19 protein-coding genes are annotated in these 23,348 nt (G+C 65.5%); 8 read left to right on the top strand and 11 right to left on the bottom strand.

Annotated features, from left to right (window positions below):
• Positions 1–72 precede the first annotated feature (72 nt).
• The 6 genes from tsaE to ubiE all read right to left on the bottom strand — a co-directional run bounded on the left by tsaE (position 73) and on the right by ubiE (position 8,744).
• On the bottom strand, positions 73–1,596 hold the full coding sequence (gene tsaE, locus K359_RS0128965) for a tRNA (adenosine(37)-N6)-threonylcarbamoyltransferase complex ATPase subunit type 1 TsaE (protein ID WP_029082462.1): 1,524 nt from the start codon (positions 1,594–1,596) through the stop codon (positions 73–75).
• Positions 1,593–4,103 (bottom strand): PAS domain-containing sensor histidine kinase, encoded by a 2,511-nt coding sequence (locus tag K359_RS0128960; protein WP_029082461.1) that lies wholly within the window; start codon positions 4,101–4,103, stop codon positions 1,593–1,595. The genes tsaE and K359_RS0128960 overlap by 4 nt, the downstream gene beginning before the upstream one ends.
• A 326-nt stretch (positions 4,104–4,429) precedes the next feature.
• Complete coding sequence (gene dut, locus K359_RS0128955; RefSeq protein ID WP_029082460.1) at positions 4,430–4,888, bottom strand: dUTP diphosphatase; 459 nt, start codon at positions 4,886–4,888, stop codon at positions 4,430–4,432.
• Positions 4,885–6,309 carry a bifunctional phosphopantothenoylcysteine decarboxylase/phosphopantothenate--cysteine ligase CoaBC gene (coaBC, locus tag K359_RS0128950; protein WP_029082459.1) on the bottom strand — a complete coding sequence of 475 codons (1,425 nt, stop codon included), beginning with the start codon at positions 6,307–6,309 and terminating at the stop codon, positions 4,885–4,887. The genes dut and coaBC overlap by 4 nt, the downstream gene beginning before the upstream one ends.
• Before the next feature lie 102 nt (positions 6,310–6,411).
• A complete protein-coding gene (gene ubiB / locus K359_RS0128945) occupies positions 6,412–7,986 on the bottom strand; it encodes a 2-polyprenylphenol 6-hydroxylase (protein WP_029082458.1) in 1,575 nt (524 codons plus the stop codon).
• Positions 7,983–8,744, bottom strand: coding sequence for a bifunctional demethylmenaquinone methyltransferase/2-methoxy-6-polyprenyl-1,4-benzoquinol methylase UbiE (ubiE, locus tag K359_RS0128940; protein ID WP_029082457.1), 762 nt, complete (start codon positions 8,742–8,744; stop codon positions 7,983–7,985). Before ubiE ends, ubiB begins: the two co-directional genes overlap by 4 nt.
• A 163-nt stretch (positions 8,745–8,907) precedes the next feature.
• Between ubiE and mutM the strand changes: the two genes are divergently transcribed.
• Positions 8,908–9,789, top strand: coding sequence for a bifunctional DNA-formamidopyrimidine glycosylase/DNA-(apurinic or apyrimidinic site) lyase (gene mutM, locus K359_RS0128935; RefSeq protein WP_029082456.1), 882 nt, complete (start codon positions 8,908–8,910; stop codon positions 9,787–9,789).
• Between the two features lie 20 nt (positions 9,790–9,809).
• Positions 9,810–11,489: a gamma-glutamyltransferase gene (gene ggt, locus K359_RS0128930; RefSeq protein ID WP_029082455.1), complete on the top strand. Its 1,680-nt coding sequence runs from the start codon at positions 9,810–9,812 to the stop codon at positions 11,487–11,489.
• Between the two features lie 218 nt (positions 11,490–11,707).
• Here ggt and K359_RS0128925 read toward each other — a convergent pair whose 3' ends face one another.
• Positions 11,708–13,078, bottom strand: coding sequence for a serine protease (locus K359_RS0128925; RefSeq protein WP_029082454.1), 1,371 nt, complete (start codon positions 13,076–13,078; stop codon positions 11,708–11,710).
• Positions 13,079–13,189: 111 nt separating this feature from the next.
• On the opposite strand from K359_RS0128925, the gene K359_RS0128920 reads away from it, so the two are divergent.
• Entirely contained in the window at positions 13,190–13,990 is an 801-nt protein-coding gene (locus K359_RS0128920) for a molybdopterin-synthase adenylyltransferase MoeB (protein WP_029082453.1), read from the top strand.
• A gap of 241 nt (positions 13,991–14,231) precedes the next feature.
• On the opposite strand, the gene K359_RS0128915 is transcribed toward K359_RS0128920, so the two are convergent.
• The gene (locus tag K359_RS0128915; RefSeq protein WP_029082452.1) at positions 14,232–15,239 is read right to left on the bottom strand and encodes an aldo/keto reductase; all 1,008 of its coding nucleotides are present in this window, start codon (positions 15,237–15,239) and stop codon (positions 14,232–14,234) included.
• A 120-nt stretch (positions 15,240–15,359) separates the two neighbouring features.
• On the opposite strand from K359_RS0128915, the gene K359_RS0128910 reads away from it, so the two are divergent.
• On the top strand, positions 15,360–16,271 hold the full coding sequence (locus K359_RS0128910; RefSeq protein ID WP_029082451.1) for a LysR family transcriptional regulator: 912 nt from the start codon (positions 15,360–15,362) through the stop codon (positions 16,269–16,271).
• Positions 16,272–16,724: 453 nt separating this feature from the next.
• On the opposite strand, the gene K359_RS0128905 is transcribed toward K359_RS0128910, so the two are convergent.
• Positions 16,725–17,729, bottom strand: a complete 1,005-nt coding sequence (locus tag K359_RS0128905; protein WP_029082450.1) for a D-glycerate dehydrogenase — start codon at positions 17,727–17,729, stop codon at positions 16,725–16,727.
• Between the two features lie 337 nt (positions 17,730–18,066).
• Between K359_RS0128905 and K359_RS0128900 the strand changes: the two genes are divergently transcribed.
• Positions 18,067–18,594, top strand: coding sequence for an SH3 domain-containing protein (locus K359_RS0128900; protein WP_029082449.1), 528 nt, complete (start codon positions 18,067–18,069; stop codon positions 18,592–18,594).
• A gap of 73 nt (positions 18,595–18,667) precedes the next feature.
• Here K359_RS0128900 and irrA read toward each other — a convergent pair whose 3' ends face one another.
• Complete coding sequence (gene irrA, locus K359_RS53255) at positions 18,668–19,159, bottom strand: iron response transcriptional regulator IrrA (protein ID WP_029082448.1); 492 nt, start codon at positions 19,157–19,159, stop codon at positions 18,668–18,670.
• A gap of 331 nt (positions 19,160–19,490) precedes the next feature.
• On the opposite strand from irrA, the gene fabA reads away from it, so the two are divergent.
• The 3 genes from fabA to fabV all read left to right on the top strand — a co-directional run bounded on the left by fabA (position 19,491) and on the right by fabV (position 22,518).
• Entirely contained in the window at positions 19,491–20,012 is a 522-nt protein-coding gene (gene fabA, locus K359_RS0128890; protein WP_029082447.1) for a bifunctional 3-hydroxydecanoyl-ACP dehydratase/trans-2-decenoyl-ACP isomerase, read from the top strand.
• Positions 20,013–20,055: 43 nt separating this feature from the next.
• The gene (fabB, locus tag K359_RS0128885; protein ID WP_029082446.1) at positions 20,056–21,279 is read left to right on the top strand and encodes a beta-ketoacyl-ACP synthase I; all 1,224 of its coding nucleotides are present in this window, start codon (positions 20,056–20,058) and stop codon (positions 21,277–21,279) included.
• Between the two features lie 66 nt (positions 21,280–21,345).
• Positions 21,346–22,518, top strand: coding sequence for an enoyl-ACP reductase FabV (gene fabV / locus K359_RS0128880; RefSeq protein ID WP_029082445.1), 1,173 nt, complete (start codon positions 21,346–21,348; stop codon positions 22,516–22,518).
• 223 nt (positions 22,519–22,741) lie between these two features.
• On the opposite strand, the gene K359_RS0128875 is transcribed toward fabV, so the two are convergent.
• Positions 22,742–23,338: a glutathione S-transferase family protein gene (locus K359_RS0128875; RefSeq protein WP_029082444.1), complete on the bottom strand. Its 597-nt coding sequence runs from the start codon at positions 23,336–23,338 to the stop codon at positions 22,742–22,744.
• Between the last annotated feature and the right edge of the window lie 10 nt (positions 23,339–23,348).

The raw sequence follows: 23,348 nt of genomic DNA, 5'->3' as shown, positions 1-23,348 counted from the left end.
CCGATCCGGCCCCGCCATGGATGAGGTGCGGCCTCGGCAACCTTAGGGGACCTGAGGCTAATAACCCGTAAACTACGGTACTGGGGGAGGGACGTTGGCCGTGTACCAGATGCGGAAGCTGGTCAGCGCAGGGTGGGCCAGCGACCGCTCGAGATAGGTCCAGATCCGCGGCTGGTGCTTGAGATATTGCGGCTTGCCATCGCGGCGGTTGAGCCGCGCGAAGGTGCCGAGCAGGCGGGTGTTGCGCTGCGCCGACATGATCGCATAGAGCTCGGCAAAGGCGGCCGGATCGAAGTTTTCGTCGGTCGCGCGCCGCGCCTTGATGTAGCGGGTCAGCAGCGACAGTTCGAGCTGTTCGGGCACGTCGATCCGCGCATCCTGCAGCAGCGACACCACGTCATAGGACGCCGGGCCGAGCAGCGCGTCTTGGAAGTCGATGATTCCGACCCGCAGGATGCCGGTGCGCTCGGCAAGCCAGATGATATTCGGCGAATGGAAGTCGCGGATCACCCAGGTCTGCGGCGCCGCGGCGGGCTTTTCCAGCAGCCCCCGCCACATCCCGAGAAAATCGGCGCGCAGCTCCTCGCTCGGCTGCACACCGCGGTCGGGCAGGTACCATTCCAGCATCAGCCCGATCTCGATCAGCCAGGCGTCGATATCGAACACGGGAATGTCGTAGCTTTCGTCTGATGTCAGCGGCAGCGTGTCGGGCAGCACCTCGCGGTGCAGCGCCGCCAGCATGTCGACGGCGGCCTCGTAGCGCTCGGTGATCGGCTGTGGCGGGTCGCCCTCGATCACGCCTTCGGCGCCGAGATCCTCGGTGATGAGGAAGCCGGATTCGAGGTCAGTATGCCGGATCGCGGGCGCGGAGAAACCATGCTTGCGCAGGCCGTTTCCGATCGCGACGAACGGCCGGACGTCTTCCGCAAGATGCACCGCCGCGCTATACGGCCTGCCGTTGTAGATCGCCGGGCCGTCAGGGCGGCGCGGCGAGTTCATCAGGATCACAGTGCCGTCATCGGCGCGCAGCCGCGCATAGGAGCGCGTCGAGGCATCGCCCGGCATGCGTTCGCGCCGGGCATTGAGGAAGCCCGCGCGGTCGAGGAACTGGCGCAGCTCGTTGAGCCGCGCGACCTTGGCCGCGCCCGTGCCATGGCCGGTGATCTCGGCCGCGCGTGCCGCCGATCCGAGCGCCGGGCGGTGCGTGAATGCAATGTCGATGCGGTCAGCGGGCATCGCGCCGGGCGCGCGCTCCGGCCACTCGATCAGCGCCACGGTGTCGTCGGGCAGCGGCGCCAGCCCGATCTCCTCGAGCTCGCTCGCGTCGCTAATGCGGTAGAGGTCTGCATGGACCAGCGGGAACGACGGCAGCTCGTAGTTCTGTGCCAGCGTGAAGGTCGGGCTCGGGACTTCCAGCGTGTCGTCGGTGGCGAGGTAGCGGATCAGCGCGCGGGCGGCCGCGGTCTTGCCGGCGCCGAGGTCGCCCGACAGCGTGACGACGTCGCCGGCGCCGATCAGGAGCGCGAGATCGGCCATCAGCTCCGCTGTCGCGGTTTCGTTCGCGAGCGCCACCGAGAATGTCGAGGTCGCCGTCATTCTGCGGCGTTGCGATGGGCGGTCTGGTCGATCGGGAAGTCGCAGGTCACGGTCGTGCCTCGACCGACGGTCGAATCGACCCGCACCCGTCCACCATGCAGTTCAACGAAGGAGCGGACTAGCGACAGGCCGAGCCCGGCGCCGCGATGCCGCGAGCCGTGGGAATGGCTCTCGAACCAGTTGAACACCTTGTCGCGCATCTCGGCAGGAATGCCGGGACCGGCATCGGTCACCGCAAACACCACGCTGTGCTCGGTGCGGTGCGCGGTGATCGCGACGGTGGCGTCATGCGGCGAGAAGCCGACCGCGTTGGCGAGCAGATTGTAGAGCACCTGCACCACGCGCCGCTCGTCGCCGACGAAAGCGCCGATATCGGGCGCGATATCGACCTTTAGCGTGATGCGGTCGGTCGCCAGCCGGTCCTGGATGCCTTCGGCGGCGGCCTCGATCGCCTGGCCGATATTGACCGGACCAAGCTCGAGCTTCATCGCGCCGGCGTCGATGGTCGCGAGATCGAGAATGTTGTTGGTCAGCGCCAGCAGCGCGTTGGTCGATTTGGTGACGTAGTCGAGATATTCGGCCTGTTTCGCCGTCAGCGGCCCGGTCGAGGGATCGCTGAGGAAATGTGCAAAGCCGATGATGGTGGTGAGCGGGGCGCGCAGCTCGTAGGAGACGTGGTGGACGAAATCCACCTTCATCTGGTCGGCGGTTTCCAGCGCCTCGTTGCGCTCGCGCAGCGCGCGCTCGACATTCTCGGTGTCGGTGATGTCCTGGAAGGCGAGCAAGGTCTTGCCGTCGGGCAGCGGGATGGTCATGCAATTCAGCACGCTGCCATCCCTGCGCTCCAGCTTCAGCGCGACCTGGGCGCGGTTCTCGATCGCGGTGATCTGCTCGCGCAGCGTCCGCCAGGTCAGCGCATCGTCGAACAGCGGCCTGCACAGCGCTTCCACCGCCTCGATATGCGGCTCGCCCTGCAGCGCATCGGCCGGCAGCTTCCACATCTTGGCGAAGGGCGGGTTGAACAGCTCGGCGCGGCCGTTGCTGCCGAACACCGCGACCGCTTCGCCGAGATTGTCGAGGGTTTCGCGCTGCACCCGCGTCAAGCGGTCATAGCGGCGCGCGAGGTCGAGGCTCTCGGTGACGTTGTCGAACAGATAGGTGACGCCGCCCTCGAGGTTCGGCGTGGTGACGACGCTGATGGCGCGGCCGTCGGGCAGGAACCAGGTGTAGGTCTCGGATTCGACCGCGCGGTAGGCCTCGTGCAGCTTCGCCTTCCAGGCGCGGAAATCCGGCTGCTCCGGCAGCTTGCGGTTGGCGCGCAGCCGATCGAGCACGCTGGAATCGTCGGGATTGCTGTCGAGGAAAGCCTGGTCGAGGCCCCACAGCCGGCGGTAGGACTCGTTGTAGAAGGTCAGCCGCCGGTCGGAATCGAACACCGCGACGCCCGAGGACAATTGGTCGAGGGTACGCCGGTGTGCTTCGACCATGCGCGCGATCGCCGCGCGCAGCGCCGCGGCCTCGCTGGCGTCGATCGCGATCCCGGCGCTGCCGCCGGAGAGCTTGAGCGCCTGCACGTCGTAGATCCGCCGCTCGCCGCTGACCACGATCGGCAGCCGTGCGGCATAATTGGCGTTGTCGTTCAGCGCGCGGGTCAGTTCGGTGCGCTGGTCGCTTTCGAGCAGCTCGAGATTGCGCTGCAGCGCATCGGACACGCTCTTGCCCTCGGTGGCACGGACGTAGGCTGCGTTGGCGTAGCGCAGATTGCCCTCGAGGCTCTTGGCCCAGATCGGCCACGGCGCGGCGGCGGCGAAATCGCGCAGCAGCTCGGTCTCCTCCTGCAGCGTCTTGTAGCGCAGGTTGGATTCGGCGAGGTCGCGACGCAGGCCGCCGAGCTCGCGGATCCGCACAATGGCCTGGCCGCCGATCGCGCGGCCCATCGCCTCGATGGCGCGGCCGGCTGATGTCGAGAGGTTGAGCAGGAACGCCTCGCCCTTTTCGCGCAGCGCATCGACTGCGTGATCCATCTGCAGCGCCGGCTCGGGCGGCAACCAGGTTCCGAAGGCGAGGACGCGCTGCGGCGAGCCTTCCTGCGACATCACCAGCGAGGTATCGCCCGAGATCTGCGGCCGGTTGTCGCCGGCGGCCCACGAGATCAGGACCTGCGGCTCGACGAAAAGCAGCGCGCGCAGCCGGTCCGACTGCGCTTGCAGGTCCGAAATCTCGGACTGCAACTGCTCCTCGTTCCTCGTCGCGCGCACGCGGGTGCGCATCAAAAGGATCGCGGCGACGGCGGAGAAGCCGACCAGCGCAAACGACGTCGCGAGGACCGCGACCTCCTGATGATTGAAGCCGAAATGATCCGACATCGCCTGGGCCACCAGGCTCTCGGCGGCAAACGACGTGCGGGCCGGCAGCAGTGCGGTGATGGCGAGCCCAAGCATGCCGTCGCGCGCCAGTGAGGTGCATGACAGCAGGGTTCGACGCATTGCCGCGACTACGCCCGACATATGTTGCCCCAGAACGCACAAACCCCAGGCATGATCCGGAAAAGAGGAGACCGGTGTTCCCTCACGGCAAACGCATAACGTTCGTCCGGGGATCATGCCCAAGCAGGACCCAGATAGCCCGACGAAGACCCCCCGTCGTGCTCGAATCAAACCAGAATAGTCCTAACGGGACTCGGCGAGTAAGAGTCCAGACCGTGAACGCAGAATCCGCTGTGAAAAAATGCACGCGGGCGGCGTGGATTTTACGCGAATTGACTCCGTATTCGTGCGGTGGCTCGTGCGAGCAGCGTGATCTTTCGGAGTAGTCCGCACACTTCTCCGGTTTTCTAGCGTCCGGTCGAGCCGAAGCCGCCGCTGCCGCGTTCGGTTGACGACAGCACGTCGACCGGAACCAGTTCGGCCCGGGTGACCGGCGCGATCACCAGCTGCGCGATGCGCTCGCCGCGCCGGATCGAAAACGGCTCGTGGCCGTGATTGATCAGGAGCACGTTGATCTCGCCGCGATAGTCGGCGTCGATCGTGCCGGGCGAGTTCAGCACGGTGACGCCGTACTTCGCGGCCAGGCCGGAGCGCGGCCGCACCTGCGCCTCATAGCCCGGCGGCAGCGCGATCGTCAGCCCGGTCGGAACCATCTCGTAGCGTCCCGGCAGCAGAATCAGCGGCGCCGATCGCGGCACCGCGGCCAGCAGGTCGAGCCCGGCGGCCTCGTTGGTCTGATAGATCGGCAGCAGAAGATCTGCGCCGTGCGGCAATTGGTGGACTTCAACCTTGATGGTGGCGCTCACGATGCGGTTCCTACGGCTCTTGCGATGCGCGACACCAGCGCGGTCGCGACTTCCTCCTTGGTCATAACAGGCCAGGAGTCGACGGTGACGTCCTTGCCCTCGCGCGAGAGCAAATGAACGGTGTTGCGGTCGCCGCCCATCACGCCGGTCGCCGGCGAGACGTCATTGGCGACGATCCAGTCGCAGCCCTTGCGCGCGAACTTCGCCTTGGCGTTCTCGATCAGATGTTCGGTCTCGGCGGCAAAGCCGATCACCAGCGGCGGCCGCTTTTCCTTCAGCTTGGAGATTGTCGCGAGGATGTCGGGGTTCTCGACCAGCTGCAGCGGCGGCATCCCGGCCGAGGTCTTTTTCAGTTTCTGGCTGCCTTCGTTGGCGACCCGCCAGTCGGCGACCGCGGCGGCGAAGATCGCGACATCGACCGGCAGCGCGGCCTCGACCCGGTGCAGCATGTCGCGCGCGGACTCCACGCGCATGACCGAGATGCCGGAGGGATCGTCGAGATCGACCGGGCCGGTCACCAGCACGACCTCGGCGCCGGCGGCGCGGGCGGCGGCGGCAATGGCAAAACCCTGCTTGCCGGACGAGCGGTTGGCGATGTAGCGGACCGGATCAATCGCCTCATGGGTCGGGCCGGCCGTGATCAGCACGCGCTTGCCGGCGAGCGGGCGCGGCTGCGGCGGCCGCAGCATGCGGTCGGCAGCGGCGGCGATCTCGGTCGGCTCGGCCATCCGCCCGACGCCGGCCTCGCCGGCCTCCGCCATCTCTCCCGCATTGGGGCCGACGGTGTGGACGCCGTCGCGGCGGAGCTGCAGCACGTTGCGGCGGGTGGCCGGGTTGTTCCACATCAGCGGGTTCATCGCCGGCGCCAGCAGGATCGGCCGGTTGGCCGCGAGAAGCGTGGCGGTGGCGAGATCGTCGGCATGGCCTTGCGCCATCTTGGCCATCAGATCCGCGGTCGCCGGCGCCACCACGATCAGATCGCAGTCCCGCGCCAGACGGATATGGCCGGCGTCGAACTCGCTCTCGGCGTCGAACAGGTCGGTGTAGACGCGCTCATGCGACAGCGCGCTGGCGGCGAGCGACGTGACGAATTGCTGGGCCGCCTTGGTCAGCACGCAGCGGACCTGGATGTGCCGCTCCTTGAGCCGCCGGATCAGATCCAGCGCCTTGTAGGCGGCAATCCCGCCGCCGATGATCAGGGTGACACGGGGCTCGCCGACTGCGCTGGTGGCGCGTGGAATAGGGGCTGTGACTGTCGTGGAACCCGCGCCAGGCGTCTGTACGGGCTCCGTGCCGCCTTCCGCGAGCTCGCGGAGGATGACCCGGATTTCCTCCTCGACCGAGCGGCCGTTTTTGGCGGAGCGCAGCCGCAGATAGGCCTTCAGGGTGTCGTCGAGTTTGCGGATGGTCAGGCTGGCCATGGCATGCCCTCAGGCATGATCCGGAAAAGTGTGAAGCGATTTTCCGAAGAGATCATGCTCAAACAATGATAGCGATGCTATCACACGATGCATGCATTGCAATCAATGCCCGCGGATGGCGAAGAAGATTCCGATCAAGGCGACGGCAATGACCCAAAGGCTGACGGTCTGCAGCCGCGCCTTGCGGGCCTCAGCGCGGGCCATTTCGTCGATGGTATCAGACGAGAGCATGTGGCCCTCCCGCGTCATGGTCTCGAGCTGCTCAAGCACGGTCATGGCGCGGTTGGCGATTGTCGGCAGGTTGGCGACGATGCGGCCGAGCTCGCCCGCGCCCGATATCGCCCCCTGGATCCGTCCGGCCGGGCCGAGATTGTGCGTGATCCATTCGCGCACGACGGGATCGGCGACCTTCCAGATGTCGAGCTTCGGGTCGAAACCACGCGCCACGCCCTCGACCACCACCATGGTCTTCTGCAGCAGGATCAGCTCGGGCCGCGTCTGCATGTCGAACAGGCCGGTGACCTCGAGCAGAAGCGTCAGCAGCTTCGCCATCGAGATTTCCTCGGCGGTGCGATTGTGGATCGGCTCGCCGATGGCGCGGATGGCTTGCGCGAAATTCTCCACCGAATGGTGGCTCGGCACATAGCCGGCCTCGAAATGCACCTCGGCGACGCGGCGATAGTCGCGGGTGATGAAACCGAGCAGGATTTCGGCAAGGAAGCGCCGCTCCTTCAGCCCGAGCCGCCCCATGATGCCGAAATCGACCGCGACCAGCCGGCCGGCCTCGTCGAGGAACAGATTGCCCGGATGCATGTCGGCATGGAAGAAGCCGTCGCGCAGCGCGTGACGCAGAAAGCTCTGGATCACCTTGCGGCCGAGATCCGGCAGATCGACCTCGGCCTGCTTCAGCCGGGCGTGATCGTTCAGCGCGATGCCGTCGATCCACTCCATTGTCAGCACGCTGTGCGCGGTGCGATCCCAATCCACCGAGGGCACGCGGAAATCCGGATCGTCGCGCGTGTTCTCGGCCATCTCGGATAGTGCGGCCGCCTCGAGCCGCAGATCCATCTCCATCGCGACCGAGCGCGACATCGTGTTGATGACCTCGATCAGCCGCAAGCGCCGCGCCTCGGCGGAATGCGCCTCGGCCTTGTGCGCGACAAAGAAGAAGTCGCTGAGGTCGCGGCGGAAGCGCGCGGCGACATTGGGCCGGAGCACCTTGACCGCCACCTGGTGGCGCACGCCATCGCGCTCGACCTCGGCGCGATGCACCTGCGCGATCGAGGCGGCGGCAACCGCCGGACCGAGCTGGACAAAGGCCTGCGACAGCGGCCGTTCCAGCGATTGGGTAAGCACCGCCTCGGCCTCTTCCTGCGCGAAGGGCGGCAGCCGGTCCTGCAGGCTTTCGAGATCGCGCGCCATCGCGACGCCGACCACGTCGGGACGGGTGGCGAGGAATTGCCCGAGCTTGAGATAGGCGGGGCCGAGCCGCGTCAGTGCGCGCGACAGCCGCGGACCGGATTTGGCGCCGGAACGCTCGATCAGCCGCGCCAGCTTCAGCGCGAGCTGCCCGGGCGGCGGCACCAGCGACGGATCGACGACGCCGAACACGCCCTCGCGCGCAAACACGAAACCGGCGCGGGCAAGGCGCGCAATGTGGGTCAGTGCAGAGATCACAAACGCCAGCCCGAATGCAACGCCACGATGCCGCCGGAGAGGCTCTGCCACTTCACGCGGGCAAAGCCGGCGGCGCCGATCATTTCGGCGAACGCGTTCGGCCGCGGGAATTTGCGGATCGACTCGACGAGATATTGATAGGACTCGGCGTCACCGGTGACGGCGCGGCCAAGCGGTGGGATCACCTTGAAGGAGAACAGATCGTAGATCTTGTCGAGGCCGGGCACGTCGACGGTGGAGAATTCCAGGCACAGGAAGCGGCTGCCGGGCTTGAGCACCCGATAGGCCTCGCGCAGCGCGAGGTCGATCTGCGGCACGTTGCGGATGCCGAACGCGATGGTGTAGGCGTCGAACGCGCGGTCGGCGAAGCCCAGCGTCTCGGCATTGCCCTCGACGAACGACACGCGGTCGTCGAGATGCTGCTTGACGGCGCGCTCGCGGCCGACGGCCAGCATGTCGGTATTGATGTCGCAGACCGTGGCATGGAAGCCAGAGCCCGCGGTCTTGGCGGCGCGGAACGCGATGTCGCCGGTGCCGCCGGCGACGTCGAGCAGCGCGAACGGCCGGTCGCCCTTTGGCGGATCGAGCGCCGTGATCATGACGTCCTTCCAGGCCCGGTGCAGGCCCGCCGACATCAGGTCGTTCATCAGGTCGTAGCGCGATGCCACGCTGTGAAACACGTCGTTCACCAGCGTCTGCTTCTCGCCCAGGGGTACATCCCTGAAGCCAAAATGCGTGGTTTGATCCGGCCGATCCATCAACTCATACTCTTACCATTTTGGGTCGCGTTTTCTTCACGCGAACCGATACCCATCCCGCATCAAGTGCGGGACAGGCTTCGCTCGAAAACGCTCCAGCCGGACCATAGCGCGGCGGCCGCAATGGCGCTATCACGTCACTTCCAAAAGGTGAATGCCTGCCATGCCGGAATTACCCGAAGTCGAGACCGTCCGCCGCGGCCTGCAACCGGCCATGGAGGGGTCCCGGATCCTCAAAGCCGAGGCCCGCCGCAAGGATTTGCGGTTTCCGTTTCAAAAAGACTTTATCGCCCGCCTCGAAGGCCAGACCGTCACCGGGCTCGGCCGCCGTGCCAAATATTTGATGGCAGACCTGACGTCAGGCGACGTGCTGCTGATGCATCTGGGCATGTCGGGCTCGTTCCGCGTCTTGAAGGAAGAGGGCACTGCGACGCCGGGGCAATTCCACCATCCGCGCAGCGAGGATCGCGCGCACGATCACGTCGTGTTCCACATGTCGTCGGGCGCAGCCGTCGTCTTCAACGATCCGCGGCGCTTCGGTTACATGAAGATCATCGCCCGCAACGCGATCGAGGATGAACCGCTGCTGAAGGGGCTCGGGCCCGAGCCGCTCGGCAATGAATTCGACGCGGCGATGCTGGCGCGCTCCTGCCACAACAAGAAGACCAGCCTGAAGGCGGCGCTGCTCGATCAGCGCGTGGTGGCGGGACTTGGCAACATCTATGTCTGCGAGGCGCTGTTTCGCTCGCATCTGTCGCCGCGGCGATTGGCCGCGACGCTTGCAACGAAGAAGGCCGAGCCCACCGACCACGCCACGCGGCTGGTCGGCGCGATCCATTCGGTGCTCAACCAGGCGATCAAGGCCGGCGGCTCCTCAATCAGCGACCATCGCTTGACCAACGGCGATCTCGGTTATTTCCAGCATTCCTTCCAGGTCTACGACCGCGAAGGCGAGACATGCCGCACCTCGGGCTGCGAGGGCATCGTCAAGCGTTTCACCCAGAACGGCCGTTCGACGTTCTGGTGCCCGAAGTGTCAAAAATAACAACAATGGGAGTGCGGATCATGGGCAGCAACTGGCGCGATCGCGCCGCGACGAGTTTTCAATGTCAGAAGCAGCCGGCCACCGGCAGCCGCGGCATGGTGGTGAGCAACCATCCGCTGGCATCGAGCGCGGGGGCCGAGATGCTCGCGGCCGGCGGCAATGCGATCGATGCGGCGATTGCCACACTGTTCACGCTGACCGTGGTCGAGCCGATGATGGTCGGCATCATCGGCGGCGGCATGGCGCATATTCGTCTCGCCGACGGCAGCCATCGCTTCATCGACGGCCAGAGCACGGTGCCGCAGGCGGTGCAGCCGGACACCTACACCTCGAAGCCCGGTTCGGCGCATGACGTGTTCGACACCGTCGGCAACGAGAATTTGAACGGGCCGAAGGCGGTGGCGGTGCCGGGCTCGCTGAAGGCGTGGTGCGAAACGCTGCGCCGCTTCGGCACCATGAGCCTGGCCGACGTGATGCAGCCCGCGATCAAGCATGCCGAACGCGGCTATGAGGCGACGCCTTATTTGCACGAATGCATCACCGATGGCGCCGCGGAGATGCTGAAGGACAAGCCGATAGCGGCGATCTATCTGCCGGGCGGCACGCCGTTGAAGCCGGGCGAGCGCGTGGTGCAGGCGGAGTATGCCGAGACGCTGAAATACATCGCTGTTCATGGCGACAACGCGCTCTACCAGGGACCACTCGGCGACATCCTGGTCGACTACATGAAGAAGCACGGCGGCTTCGTCGCGCAGGAGGATCTCGCGGCGTATAAAACCGTCGAGCGGCAGCCGATCCGCTGCGATTACCGCGGCTGGGAAATCCTCGGTCCGCCGCCGCCCGCGGCGTCCGGCGTGCACATCACGCAGATGCTCAATATCCTTGAAGGCTACGACATCGCAGGCCTTGGTTTCGGCACGACCGAGACCATCCACTATCTCGCCGAGGTGCTGAAGATCGCCTTTGCCGATCGCGCGGCCGCCAGCGGCGATCCCGCCTATATCAACGTCCCGGTGGAGCGGCTGACCTCGAAGGCCTATGCCGGGGAGCGCCGCCGCGCGATCGATCCCGACTGCGCGCAGGCATGGAGCGCCGGCGTCACGCAGCTCGAAAGCGCACACACCACGCACATGACCGCGGCCGATGCGATGGGCAATGTGGTCGCGACCACCCAGACCATCAACAATCTGTTCGGCGCCAAGATCCTGATCCCGGGTCTCGGCACCGTGCCGAACAACTATATGAACCTGTTCGATCCGCGGCCGGGGCACGCGCTGTCGCTCGCCGCAGGCAAGCGCGTCACCACCTCGATGTCGCCGATGATGGTGCTACGCGACCGCAAGCTCGCTTACGCACTCGGCCTGCCCGGCGGCAAGCGCATCTTCCCGAGCGCGATGCAGGCGCTGATCAACCTGATCGACCACGGCATGAGCCTGCAGGAAGCGGTCGAGGCGCCGCGGGTCTGGACCGAAGGCAATACGCTGGAGGTCGAGCGAGCGGTGCCGGAGACCGTCCGCGCCGCGCTGTCAGCGAAAGGCCACAGGGTGCAGGTGGTGCCGACGGTGGCCGGCGGCATGAACGCGATCCAGTTCCACGCTGATGGCACGATGTCGGGTGCGGCCTGCTGGCGCGCCGATGGCACCCCGGTCGGCATTGCCGGCGGCCTCGCCCGCCCAGGGGTGCGGTTTGCGTTGGAGTAAGAGCGACTACGCTGTTTGACAGGTTGAACCGAGAACCATCCTTATCGTCGTCCTGGCGAAAGCCAGGACCCATTACCCCAAATCTCATTGTTGTGCGCCGGGGCCGCGATCCAATTTCATCGCCGAATGCGGTGGTTATGGGTCCTGGCTTTCGCCAGGACGACATGTGGGAAGAGCCGTGGATGTCATGCTCCGTGCATGCGGGCGATGACAGCCCACTATTTCCTGACGCAGATCACGCGGACGACGGCGGCCTTGGCGTCCGCCGATTCGCCCGACGCGTTGACGCCGTGCGACTTCAGGAAACTACGCACCGTGTCGGCCGGCACCAGTGCTGCCTGCGCCGGCGCCGCGTTTGCGGGGCCCGCGACGATGACGGGCTTCAGCACCGCGATGCCGGCAAACTTGCCGCCGCTGTCGAGCGCTGCCGCGCCGGAGAACCCGAGCGCGGGCGGCGGTGACAGCGCGGCATCGCCGCCGCCGAGTTGCGCGACGGAGGCCTTCACGCTGCTCGCGGCCGCGCCGCCGCCCTGGCTCTGCGGATCGGCGATGCCGGTGATGTCGAGCGCGGTCTGCGTCGCCGGGCCTGCGATGTTGAGCGGCTTCAGCCCGCGCGCGCCATAGAGGCGCAGCAATGCGAGATCATGATCCTTGTCCTCGGCGACCCGATCGGCATTGCCGAAACCCGGGATCGTCAGCGCGATGCAGTCGTCGGTCGCCACGCGGTCGGTGACAACAGCGCCGTCGTCGCTGACCACGACGCCGGTGCCATACTCCACGGTCTTGCGCGGCGGCGGGCCGGCCTGCACGCCCGACGGAAATGCGTTGAAGGCGCTCGACATTGCGATCACCACCGGCTCGACGGTGGCTTGCGTCGCCTGGTCATAGAGAATGGTGAGGATGCGGACCTCGTCGCCCTTGAAGGTGCCGCGCAGATAGAACTTCTTCAGCCCCTGCATGCCCGACAGCACGAAGAAATCCGGCTTCACCACGGTGTAGTCGATGGTACGGCCGGCCGGCTCCTTCTTTTCCAGTTCGGCAAGCTTGGCGGTGGCCGGGCTTGCTTCCTTGCGCCGCGTCAGCAGCACCTGGACGGTGCCGGTCGGCGAGGTCCATTTGGCGCCGGAGGCGTCGCTGGTGAGCTGCGGCACCAGCTTGGTCGGAATGCCGAGCCGGGCGCCGGTGGCAGGCTCGGTGACGATCTTCCAGCCGACGCCCTCCTGCTTCCGCCGCGCGGTGTTGGCGAGCGCGCCGCGCTCCTGCGGGTTCAGCACGCCGGTCGGCTTGCCGCCGCTTTTCTTCTGGAATTCCTTGATCGCATTGACCATGCGCTCGCTGACGTCGCCTGATATCGCGCCGTTATATTCGCCGACCCAGGCGAGGTCCGATTGCAGCGCCAGCCGCTCCGCCTGCGCCATCGCGTTGGCGGTATCCTCCGGCTTCTGCAACGCAGGGCGTATCGGCACGGTTGTCACGGTCTTCGGCTTGGCGCCTGCGGTTGACGGCGGTGTCAACTGGGCCTGCGCGGCACCCACGCCTGCGAGCATCACGCCTGCGACCATCAATGTTGCCGAAAGCACCGATCTCATGACAAATCCGCCGGGAATGACCGAAACCATTGACGTCCACGCAATTAAGCACATCTGCTTGGTCGGCAACAACCGCGCTCCGGTTCAGGGTGCAGCGCGCAGGAAGTCATCATGCTGAGTGCCGACGAACTCGAACGCTATGCCCGCCACATCGTGCTCCGCGAGGTGGGCGGCCCCGGCCAGAATGCGCTAAAGCAGGCGTCCGTGCTGGTGATCGGCGCCGGCGGTCTCGGCGCGCCGGTGCTGATGTATCTGGCGGCTGCCGGCATCGGCCGGCTCGGCGTGATCGACGACGATATTGTCTCGCTCTCCAATTTGCAGCGCCAGATCATCCATGCGACGCCTGACATCGGCAAGCGCAAGGTCGACAGCGCGGCGGCGCAGATCCACGCGCTCAATCCGCATGTGACGTTCGAGGCCCATCCGGTGCGGCTTACCGCCGACAATGCGATGGCGCTGATCGGAAATTACGATCTCGTGCTCGACGGCTCCGACAATTTCGAGACCCGTTATCTCGTCGCCGACGCCTGCTTCCTCGCGAAGCGGCCGCTGATCACGGCGGCGCTAGGGCAGTTCGACGGTTCGCTGACCACGATCCGCGCGCACGAGAAGAATGCGCAAGGCGTGTTCAACCCGACCTATCGCTGCCTGTTTCCGGAGCCGCCGCCGCCGGGCACGGTGCCGGCCTGCGCCGAGGCCGGCGTGATGGGCGCGCTCGCCGGCGTGATGGGATCGATGATGGCGCTGGAGGCGATCCGCGAGATCGTCGGCTTCGGCGAGGGCCTGGTCGGCCGCCTCCTGATGGTGGATGCGCGTGCGATGCGGTTCGAAACCTTGCGCTATGTGCGCGATCCGCAGAACCCGCTCAACGGTGATGCGCCTGGCATCACCGATCTGAGCGGGCATCGCTGATCTAGAGCGTGATGCGATTGGGTTGAATCGGCTTACCGCGATTTCGGTCCACCTCTCCCCCTTCGGGGAGAGGTCGGATTGCGCTCGGCGATGCGAAGCATCGTCCGGTACAATCCGGGTGAGGGCACTTGCTCTCTCGATAGACCGCAACCCCTCACCCGATTTGCTGCGCAAATCGACCTCTCCCAAGGGAGAGGTGAACCTTCGATGCCGCCCCAGCTCAACCTAATCTCATCATGCTTCAGGACGCTGCTGCGGGCTTCTCGCTGTCCATGTGCCGGAGGTGCTCCTCCGGATAGCGTCCGCCGGCGGCAGCGCCGGGCGGAAATGCGTCGGCCAATGCGGCAAGATGCGCCGCGGTCAGCGTCACATCGAGCGCGCCGAGCGCTTCGCTCAACCGTTCGCGCCGCCGTGCGCCGACCAGCGGCACGATGTCGTTACCCTGCGCCGCGACCCAGGCAATCGCGACCTGCGCCGGAGAAGCGCCGATCTCGGCCGCAATGACACGTAGCCGGTCCGCGAGCGCGAGGTTGGCGTCGATGTTGCCGGCCTGGAAGCGCGGGCTCAGCAAACGGAAATCCTTCGCGGCCGTACGCTCCTTCGACCAGTGCCCGCTGATCAGCCCGCGCGCCAGCACGCCGTAGGCTGATATGCCGATGCCGAGCTCGCGGCAGGTGTTCAGGATGTCGCTCTCGATGCCGCGCGACACCAGCGAGTATTCGATCTGCAGATCGGCGACCGGATGCACCTTGTGGGCGCGGCGGATGGTGTCGGAGCCAACCTCTGATAGCCCGATATGTTTGATCCAGCCGGCCTTGATCATGTCGGCCATCGCGCCGATCGTGTCCTCGATCGGCACGTTGGGATCGAGCCGCGCCGGACGGTAGATGTCGATATGATCGATGCCGAGCCGCTGCAGCGAATAGGCGGCGAAATTCTTCACCGCGGCGGGACGGCTGTCATAGCCGAGAAAGCCGTAGTTGCGATCGCGCAGCGCGCCGAACTTGACGCTGATCTGCAGATTGTCACGGCTGCCGCTCTTCAGGGCCTCGCCAATCAGCATCTCGTTATGGCCCATGCCGTAGAAGTCGCCGGTGTCGAGCAGCGTGATGCCGGCTTCGAGCGCGGCATGGATGGTCGCGATGCTCTCGCTGCGATCGGTGGGGCCGTAGAAGTCGGACATGCCCATGCAGCCGAGGCCGATCGGCGAGACGGCGGGGCCGGTAGAACCGAGTTTGCGTGTGTCCATGGTGGAACTCCCTAGACAGCGCGGCGGGTGATCCGCCGCCAATACCGCGGCTGATATGGGCCGGCTCGAGTCCGCCGATAAGCTGGACAATCCCGAATGGCTTGTTCACTATATCGAACAATGCAGGATTTCGACCTCCGCGACCTCGACGCCTTCGTGGCGGTGGCGCGCACGCGCAATTTCCGGCGCGCCGCGCTGGAGCAGCGCGTCTCGGTTTCCAGCATCAGCCAGCGCCTGCGCGACATGGAGGAGCGGCTCGGCGTCCGCCTGATGAACCGCACCACGCGGAGCGTCTCGCTGACCGAGGCCGGCGAGTTGCTGCTTGCCCGTGTCGCGCCGGCGATCGCCGATGTCGGCGACGCCATCACAGAGGTGCGCGGCCTGCGCGCCGAGCCGTCGGGGCGGCTCCGCATCAACGCGCCGCCGCCCGCGGTCGATCTGGTGCTGGCGCCGATGATTGCGCCGTTCCTCGCCAAACATCCGCAAATCGATCTCGATATCGTCGCCGAGAGTGCGTTCGTCGACATCGTCGCGCAGGGCTTCGATGCCGGCGTGCGCTATGGCGAGCATCTGGCGCAGGACATGGTGGCGGTCCCGCTCGGTGCGCAACAGCGCTACGCGGTCGTGGCCTCCAGCGACTATGTCGCGAAACATGGCCGGCCGACGCATCCGAAAGATCTGCTGAAGCACGCCTGCATCCGCACCCGCTTCGGCAGCGGCGCGATCTTTGACTGGGAGTTCGAGAAGAACGGCCGGGTGGTGAAGGTCTCGCCGCCGGCCAGGCTGATCGCGACCTATCTCGGCCTCGCGCTGCGCGCAGTCCATGACGGCGCCGGTTACTGGGCGACGTTCGAGGGTTATGTCCACTACGGCGTCAAATCAGGCGCGCTGGTCAGCGTGCTCGACGACTGGTGTCCGCCATTTGACGGACCGTTCCTCTACTATCCCAGCCGGCGCCAGCCGCCGCCCGCGCTCGCCGCGTTCGTGTCGTTCGTCGCCGACTGGCGCAAGCAGGCGCGGCGGAAGAAATAGGACGGGCCGTCACCACATCGTCGTCCCGGCCTAGTGCGCAATTGCGCACGGGAGCCGGGACCCATACTCCGCAGCGGAAGTTGGGAGCGGGACTCGTCGTTCCAGCACTGTGAAACAATGACTATCGGTGGTTATGGGTCCCGGCCTGCGCCGGGACGACAGCGAGCGTTGGTTTCAAGTTGCCTGGTCGAGCGCTGGCTGCACCGGCTACTTTGCATGGGGTTGTTTTCGATATTTTGGCAGCTCGCGCCTCATCCGGGCTACGGATTCTCTCTTCTCCTTCCCCCTGAAAGGGGGAAGGTCGGGATCCGGGTCCGGCCACAGGCGACGCTGCAAGTGGAGGGGGCAGATCCCCACCCGCTTTGCCCTGACGAGCAAAGCGACCTCCCCTTTTCAAGGGGAGGTTGGAGCTGCGTGGCTTGGATGGAGCGCGGCGTAGTCCCGGCTACGAAATCACAGCATGCTCGGCAGCACGCGATCCGGCGGCTTGTGGGCGTCGAGGAAGGTTCGGATGTTGATGATCACCTTCTCGCCCATCTCGACGCGCCCTTCGATCGTGGCCGAGCCCATGTGCGGCAGCAGCGTCACCTTGCCGGCCCTGGCAAGCCGCACCAGCTTCGGGTTCACCGCGGGCTCGTGCTCATAGACGTCGAGGCCCGCGCCGCCGACATCGCCGGCTTCGATCAGCTTGATCAGCGTGTCCTCGTCGATCACCTCGCCGCGCGCGGTGTTGACGATGTAGGCCTCTTTCCGGATCAGCTTGAGCCGCCGCGCCGAGAGCAGATGGAAGGTGGCCGGCGTGTGCGGGCAGTTCACCGAGATGATGTCCATCCGGGCCAGCATCTGGTCGAGGCTTTCCCAATAGGTTGCCCCGAGCTCTTCGGCGATCATAGGCGCCACCGGGCGGCGGTTGTGATAGTGGATCTGCAGGCCGAAGGCCCGGGCACGGCGCGCCACCGCCTGGCCGATGCGGCCCATGCCGATGATGCCGAGCCTCTTGCCCCCGATGCGGTGGCCGAGCATCCAGGTCGGCGACCAGCCCGCCCAATGCTGCTTGCCTTCGGTCAGGATCGAGGCGCCCTCGATCAGGCGCCGCGGCACCGCAAGGATCAGCGCCATGGTCATGTCGGCGGTGTCCTCGGTCAGCACCTTCGGGGTGTTGGTCACCGTGATACCGCGCGCATGCGCCGCCGTGACGTCGATATTGTCGACGCCGTTGCCGAAATTGGCGATCAGCTTCAGCTTGCAGTCAGGCTGATTGATCACGTCCTCGCGGATCATGTCGGTCACGGTCGGCACCAGCACGTCGGCGGTCCTTGCCGCCTCGGCGATCTGTTCCGGCGCCATCGGCGTGTCGTCGAGATTCAATCTGGCGTCGAACAGCTCGCGCATCCGGGTCTCGATCGAGTCCGGCAGCTTGCGGGTGACGACGACGAGAGGCTTTTTCTTCACCGACATGTCCTGCTTTCATGAGGCGCACGGCTTGCCAAAAAACAAACCGTTGAGGCCTCATTAACCCGGTTGTTCGACACTGCTGATAGCCGCGCTGTCCCGGCGTTTCCTTCGCGTTTCCTAGGGTTCCCCGATACTTGCCCCGGCTTTCGTCAGGGGAAATTCGGGTGTTCTGGCTCTTAAGGCCTTCCGTTCTCTCTAGCAGAAGGCCGGGCCAAGACAAGAACCCCTCGGACGTGGGGTGCGGGAGCGAACGGCGCAGGGGGCCCGAGTTTTTGGGCGTTTGTATCGGTTGCAACTCGCCGAATGCGGGTTGGGCATCTCGGCAGGAGACGAGTTGATGGTGGCGTTCTGGCGTTTCGGTTCGTTGGTGGCGCTGGTCGGCAGCATGCTGAGTGCGTCGGTCATGCCCGGACATTCCGCCAAGGATACCAACCCGACCACCAGCGGATTGCCGATCCCGCGCTATGTCAGCCTGAAATCCGATCATGTGAACGTCAGGGCCGGCCCGACCAAGGACAATGACGTCGCCTGGGTCTACACGAGGTCGGGACTGCCGGTCGAAATCACCGCCGAGTTCGAGAACTGGCGCCGGGTCCGCGATTCCGAGGGTGCCGAGGGCTGGGTCTATCATTCCCTGCTGTCCGGCCGCCGCACCGCCGTCGTCACGATGAAGAACAAGGACGACTTGGCCTCGCTGTACGACCGTCCCGACGCCACCACTGCGATCGCGGCCCGCCTGCAGGCCGGCGTGGTCGCGCAGGTCAAGAAATGCGCCAACAACTGGTGCCGGGTCACCGGCAACGGGTTCGACGGCTGGATCGAGCAACAGCGCCTCTGGGGCGTCTATGCCGACGAGAAGGTGGACTGACCTTCCCCATCCCCAAATGACAATGGCCGGGACGAGCCCGGCCATCACAACTCAAATCCGTCGGTAGGACGCCTCAGCGCTTCTTGCGCAGGCGCACAACCATATCGACGCGGGAAATCTCGAAGCCTTCCGGTACGTCCGGCATCTTCGTGAGCATCAGATTCGGGTCGGGAATGTCGACCAGCTCGTGGTTATGCTCGAGATAGAAGTGGTGGTGCGTCGACACGTTGGTGTCGAAATAGGTCTTGGTGCCGTCGACGCTGACCTGGCGCAGCAGGCCGGCATCGGTGAGCTGGTTGAGCGTGTTGTAGACGGTCGCCAGCGACACCGGAACCTTGGCCAGCGTGGCTTCCTCGTACAGCATTTCAGCGGTCAGGTGGCGGGCACCCTTGCCGAACAGCAGCCAGCCCAGCGCCATACGCTGGCGCGTCGGCCGGAGACCGGCAGACTGCAACATCTCGTTGACGTCATGCCACGGGCAGCCGGTCAGGGCAGGGTGGTGCCCAGTGCCCCGCGCAGCCGGGTGTACGGCGTCATCGTTCACAGCCGGTACTTCTTCGTTCATATCCACTCTATGCACCCAACTCAGGCAATATTCCTCATAAATATAAAAAGGATGCCTATCAGATGCAAGTTTTTCGCAACTAGAACGAATCCAAGCTGCGGTAGAAACCGAAGGAGAAGCGGTAATTTATCATAGGAATGCCGCTTTGCCGCCCAGTTAGCCCTATGTTAGAGCGCGCGCGGACCACATATGCGCTTTCGGCAGAGATAACAGGCCGGAAGCGTGCCCAGGTAGCGCCAAGATACGGGACAGGATATTTCCGGTTCCCGTGGGTAGATTTAAGGTCCGACCAGGCAAAAGCGCTTCATCGGGACATGAGAGGTGGAAGAGGATGCTGGATCGGCGCGGCGGTTACGAATACGAGGATTTGCTCGCTTGCGGGCGGGGTGAGCTTTTCGGTCCCGGCAACGCCCAGTTGCCGCTGCCGCCGATGCTGATGTTCGATCGCATCAGCGATATCTCGCAAACCGGCGGCGAGTACGGCAAGGGGCTGGTGCGCGCCGAGCTCGACGTGAAGCCGGATCTCTGGTTCTTCGGCTGCCATTTCAAGAACGATCCCGTGATGCCGGGCTGCCTCGGCCTCGATGCCATGTGGCAAATGGTCGGCTTTTACCTCGGCTGGATCGGTGGCGAAGGTCGTGGCCGCGCGCTCGGCCTCGGCGAGCTGAAGTTCTCCGGACAGGTGCTGCCGCAAGCGCGCAAGGTTGTGTACAACATCGACATCAAGCGCGTGATGCGGTCAAAGCTCGTGCTTGGAATTGCCGACGGGTGGCTTTCCATGGACGACGAGATTATCTATCGCGCCAAGGACTTGAAGGTCGGGTTGTTCAAGCAGGGCACGGCGCCGTCTTGAGCAGGATCATCATGCGGCAACATAAAGGCAGGGCGAGGCGAACATGAGGCGGGTTGTCATCACGGGGATGGGGATTGTCTCATCCATCGGTAACAACACCCAGGAAGTGCTTGCGAGCCTCTACGAGGCAAAGTCGGGCATTTCGCGAGCGGAGAAGGCCGCAGAGCTCGGCTTCCGTTCGCAGGTGCACGGTGCGCCGACACTTAATCCCGCAGAGGTGATCGATCGCCGCGCAATGCGGTTCCTTGCCGAAGGTGCGGCCTGGAATCACGTCGCGATGGAACAGGCGATCCGCGACGCCGGCCTCGAGGAGAACGAAGTCTCCAACATCCGCACCGGCATCATCATGGGATCCGGTGGGCCGTCGACGCGCACGCTGGTGGAAGCCGCCGATATCGCGCGCGCCAAGGGCCCGAAGCGCGTCGGTCCGTTTGCGGTGCCGAAGGGCATGTCCTCGACCGCGTCGGCGACGCTCGCGACCTGGTTCAAGATCAAGGGCGTGAACTACTCGATCTCCTCGGCCTGCGCGACGTCGAACCATTGCATCGGCAACGCCTATGAGACGATCCAGATCGGCAAGCAGGACATCATCTTCGCCGGCGGCTGCGAGGAACTCGACTGGACGCTGTCGGTGCTGTTCGACGCCATGGGCGCGATGTCCTCGAAATACAACGACACGCCGGCCACCGCGTCGCGTCCCTACGACATCAGCCGCGACGGTTTCGTGATCGCTGGCGGCGCCGGCGTCGTGGTGCTGGAAGAGCTCGAGCACGCCAAGGCGCGCGGCGCGCGCATCTATGGTGAGGTCGTCGGCTACGGCGCGACCTCGGATGGTTACGACATGGTCGCGCCGTCGGGCGAGGGCGCCGAGCGCTGCATGCGCATGGCGATGTCGACGGTGGACACGCCGGTCGATTACATCAATCCGCACGCCACCTCGACGCCGGCCGGCGATCCGCCGGAGATCGAGGCGATCCGCAAGGTGTTCGGCAGCGGCGACAAGTGCCCGCCGATCTCGGCGACCAAGGCGCTGACCGGGCATTCGCTCGGAGCTACCGGCGTGCAGGAAGCGATCTACTCGCTGCTGATGCTGAACAACGGCTTCATCTGCGAAAGCGCGCACATCACCGAGCTCGATCCGGTGTTCGCCGACATGCCGATCGTGCGCAAGCGCATCGACAACGCCAAGCTCACGACCGTGCTGTCGAATTCGTTCGGCTTCGGCGGCACCAACGCCACGCTGGTGTTCAGGCGGCTTGATGCGTGATTTCGCCTCCCCTTGCTTGCTGAGGGAGCGAATGGGGACATTGCAACGATCCGGAATGGGGTGGGAATGATTATCGAACCGCGCGTGCGAGGCTTCATCTGCACGACGGCACATCCCGTCGGCTGCGCCACCAATGTTCGCGAGCAGATCGCCTATGTTCTCCGTCAGGGCCCGGTCGCGGACTGCCCCAAGCGCGTCGCCGTGCTCGGCTGTTCGACCGGCTACGGTCTCGCGAGCCGCATCGTCGCGACCTTCGCTGGCGGCGCCGACACCATCGGCGTGTCGCTGGAGCGCGAGCCTTCGGAAAAGAGAACCGCCAGCGCCGGCTGGTACAACAACCGCGCCTTCGAGATCGAGGCCGAGAAGATCGGACGGTCTCCGCTCACGCTGGAGGGCGATGCCTTCTCCGACGAGCTGAAGCAGAACTTCATCGAGCGTGTGCGCGAAAAATTCGGCCAGCTCGACCTGCTAGTCTACAGCATGGCGGCTCCCGCCAGGACCGATCCCGACACCGGCAAGACCTATCGCTCGGTCATCAAGCCGCTCGGCGCCCCCGTCGAGATTAAGACGCTCGACACCGAGACCGGCGAGGTCTTCCAGGCCACCCTCGAGCCGGCGACCGAGGATCAAACCGCGGCCACGGTCGCGGTGATGGGCGGCGACGACTGGAAGCGCTGGATCGACCAGCTCGCGGATGCCGGCGTGCTGGCGCCGGGCTTCCGGACGCTCAACTACACCTATATCGGCAGCGAACTGACCTGGCCGATCTACTGGAACGGCACGCTCGGCCGCGCCAAGGTCGACCTCGACCGCAAGGCGGAAGCAATCCGGGGCCGGCTCGGTCCGGACGCGGCCCGCGTCGTCGCGCTGAAGGCTGTCGTCACCCAGGCGAGCTCGGCCATTCCGGTGGTGCCGCTCTATGGCACGGTGCTGTTCAAGGTCATGAAGCAGCTCGGGCTCCATGAGGGCTGCATCGAGCAGATCGACCGGCTGTTCCGCACCCGCCTAGGCAAGGGCGTGGAGCTTGATAACGAGCAGCGCATCAGGGTCGACGACTGGGAGCTTTCGCCCGAGGTGCAGACCGAGGTGTCGCGGTGCTGGCCGCTGCTCACCACCGAGACGCTCGGCGAATTGGCCGATCTCGGAGAATACAAGAGCCAGTTCCTCCGCCTGTTCGGCTTCGGCATCGACGGCGTCGACTACACGCAGGACGTCGATCCCCGCGTCGTGCCAGCGTAGGCCCGTTTGGGAGTCCACTGCTTCATTCGGCTATTCTCCTTCCCCCTGAAAGGGGGAAGGTCGGGATGGGGGCCAGCCGCAGGCGAGGCTGTCAGCGGAGAGAGCAGATCCCCACCCGCTTTGCTCTGGCGAGCAAAGCGACCTCCCCTTTTCAAGGGGAGGTTGGAGCAGCCCAACTCGAACATTCGATGATCTCGTTCATCCGGGCTATGCGACGACGTCTTCACCCCGCCGCGATCTTCTCCGCGCGCTGGAACGCCGGCCGCGCCACGCAGCGCTCGATGTAGGCCTCGAAGGACGGCCGCGGCGGCACCATCTTGAACACGCGAACTGCAAAATTCAGGCCCGCGCCGATCGCGATGTCGGCGGCCGAGAACTGATCGCCAAGGATCCACGGTCCCTTCTGCAATTCGGCATCGAGCACGTCGAACACCTGGGGTGCGCTGCCCCAGGATGCGGTGCTGGTCGGCACCTCGAGCTTGGTGAAGAGCTGGATCAGCGCCGGCTCGATGCAGCTCGGCGAGAAGAACAGCCACTGCAGATAGCGTGCGCGCTTCGGATCCGTCACGGCCGGCGCGAGCTTTGTCTCCGGATAGCGGTCGGCGATATAGGCGCAGATCGCCGCCGCCTCGGCGAGTTGCGCGTCGCCGTCGGTCAGCGCCGGCACCTTGCCCATCGGGTTGATCTTGAGGAAGTCCGGCGACTTCTGCGCGCCCGTGCTGATATCGGTCAGCACCCGTTCGTAAGCGAGGCCGGATTCCTCCAGCAGCCAGATGGCGGAGAATGAGCGCGAGCGCGGCGACCAGTACAGCTTGATCATGGTGCGAACC

It is taken from the genome of Bradyrhizobium sp. th-b2 (assembly GCF_000426785.1).
Lineage (GTDB): Bacteria > Pseudomonadota > Alphaproteobacteria > Rhizobiales > Xanthobacteraceae > Bradyrhizobium > Bradyrhizobium septentrionale.
This window is presented reverse-complemented; position numbering and strand designations above follow the sequence as displayed.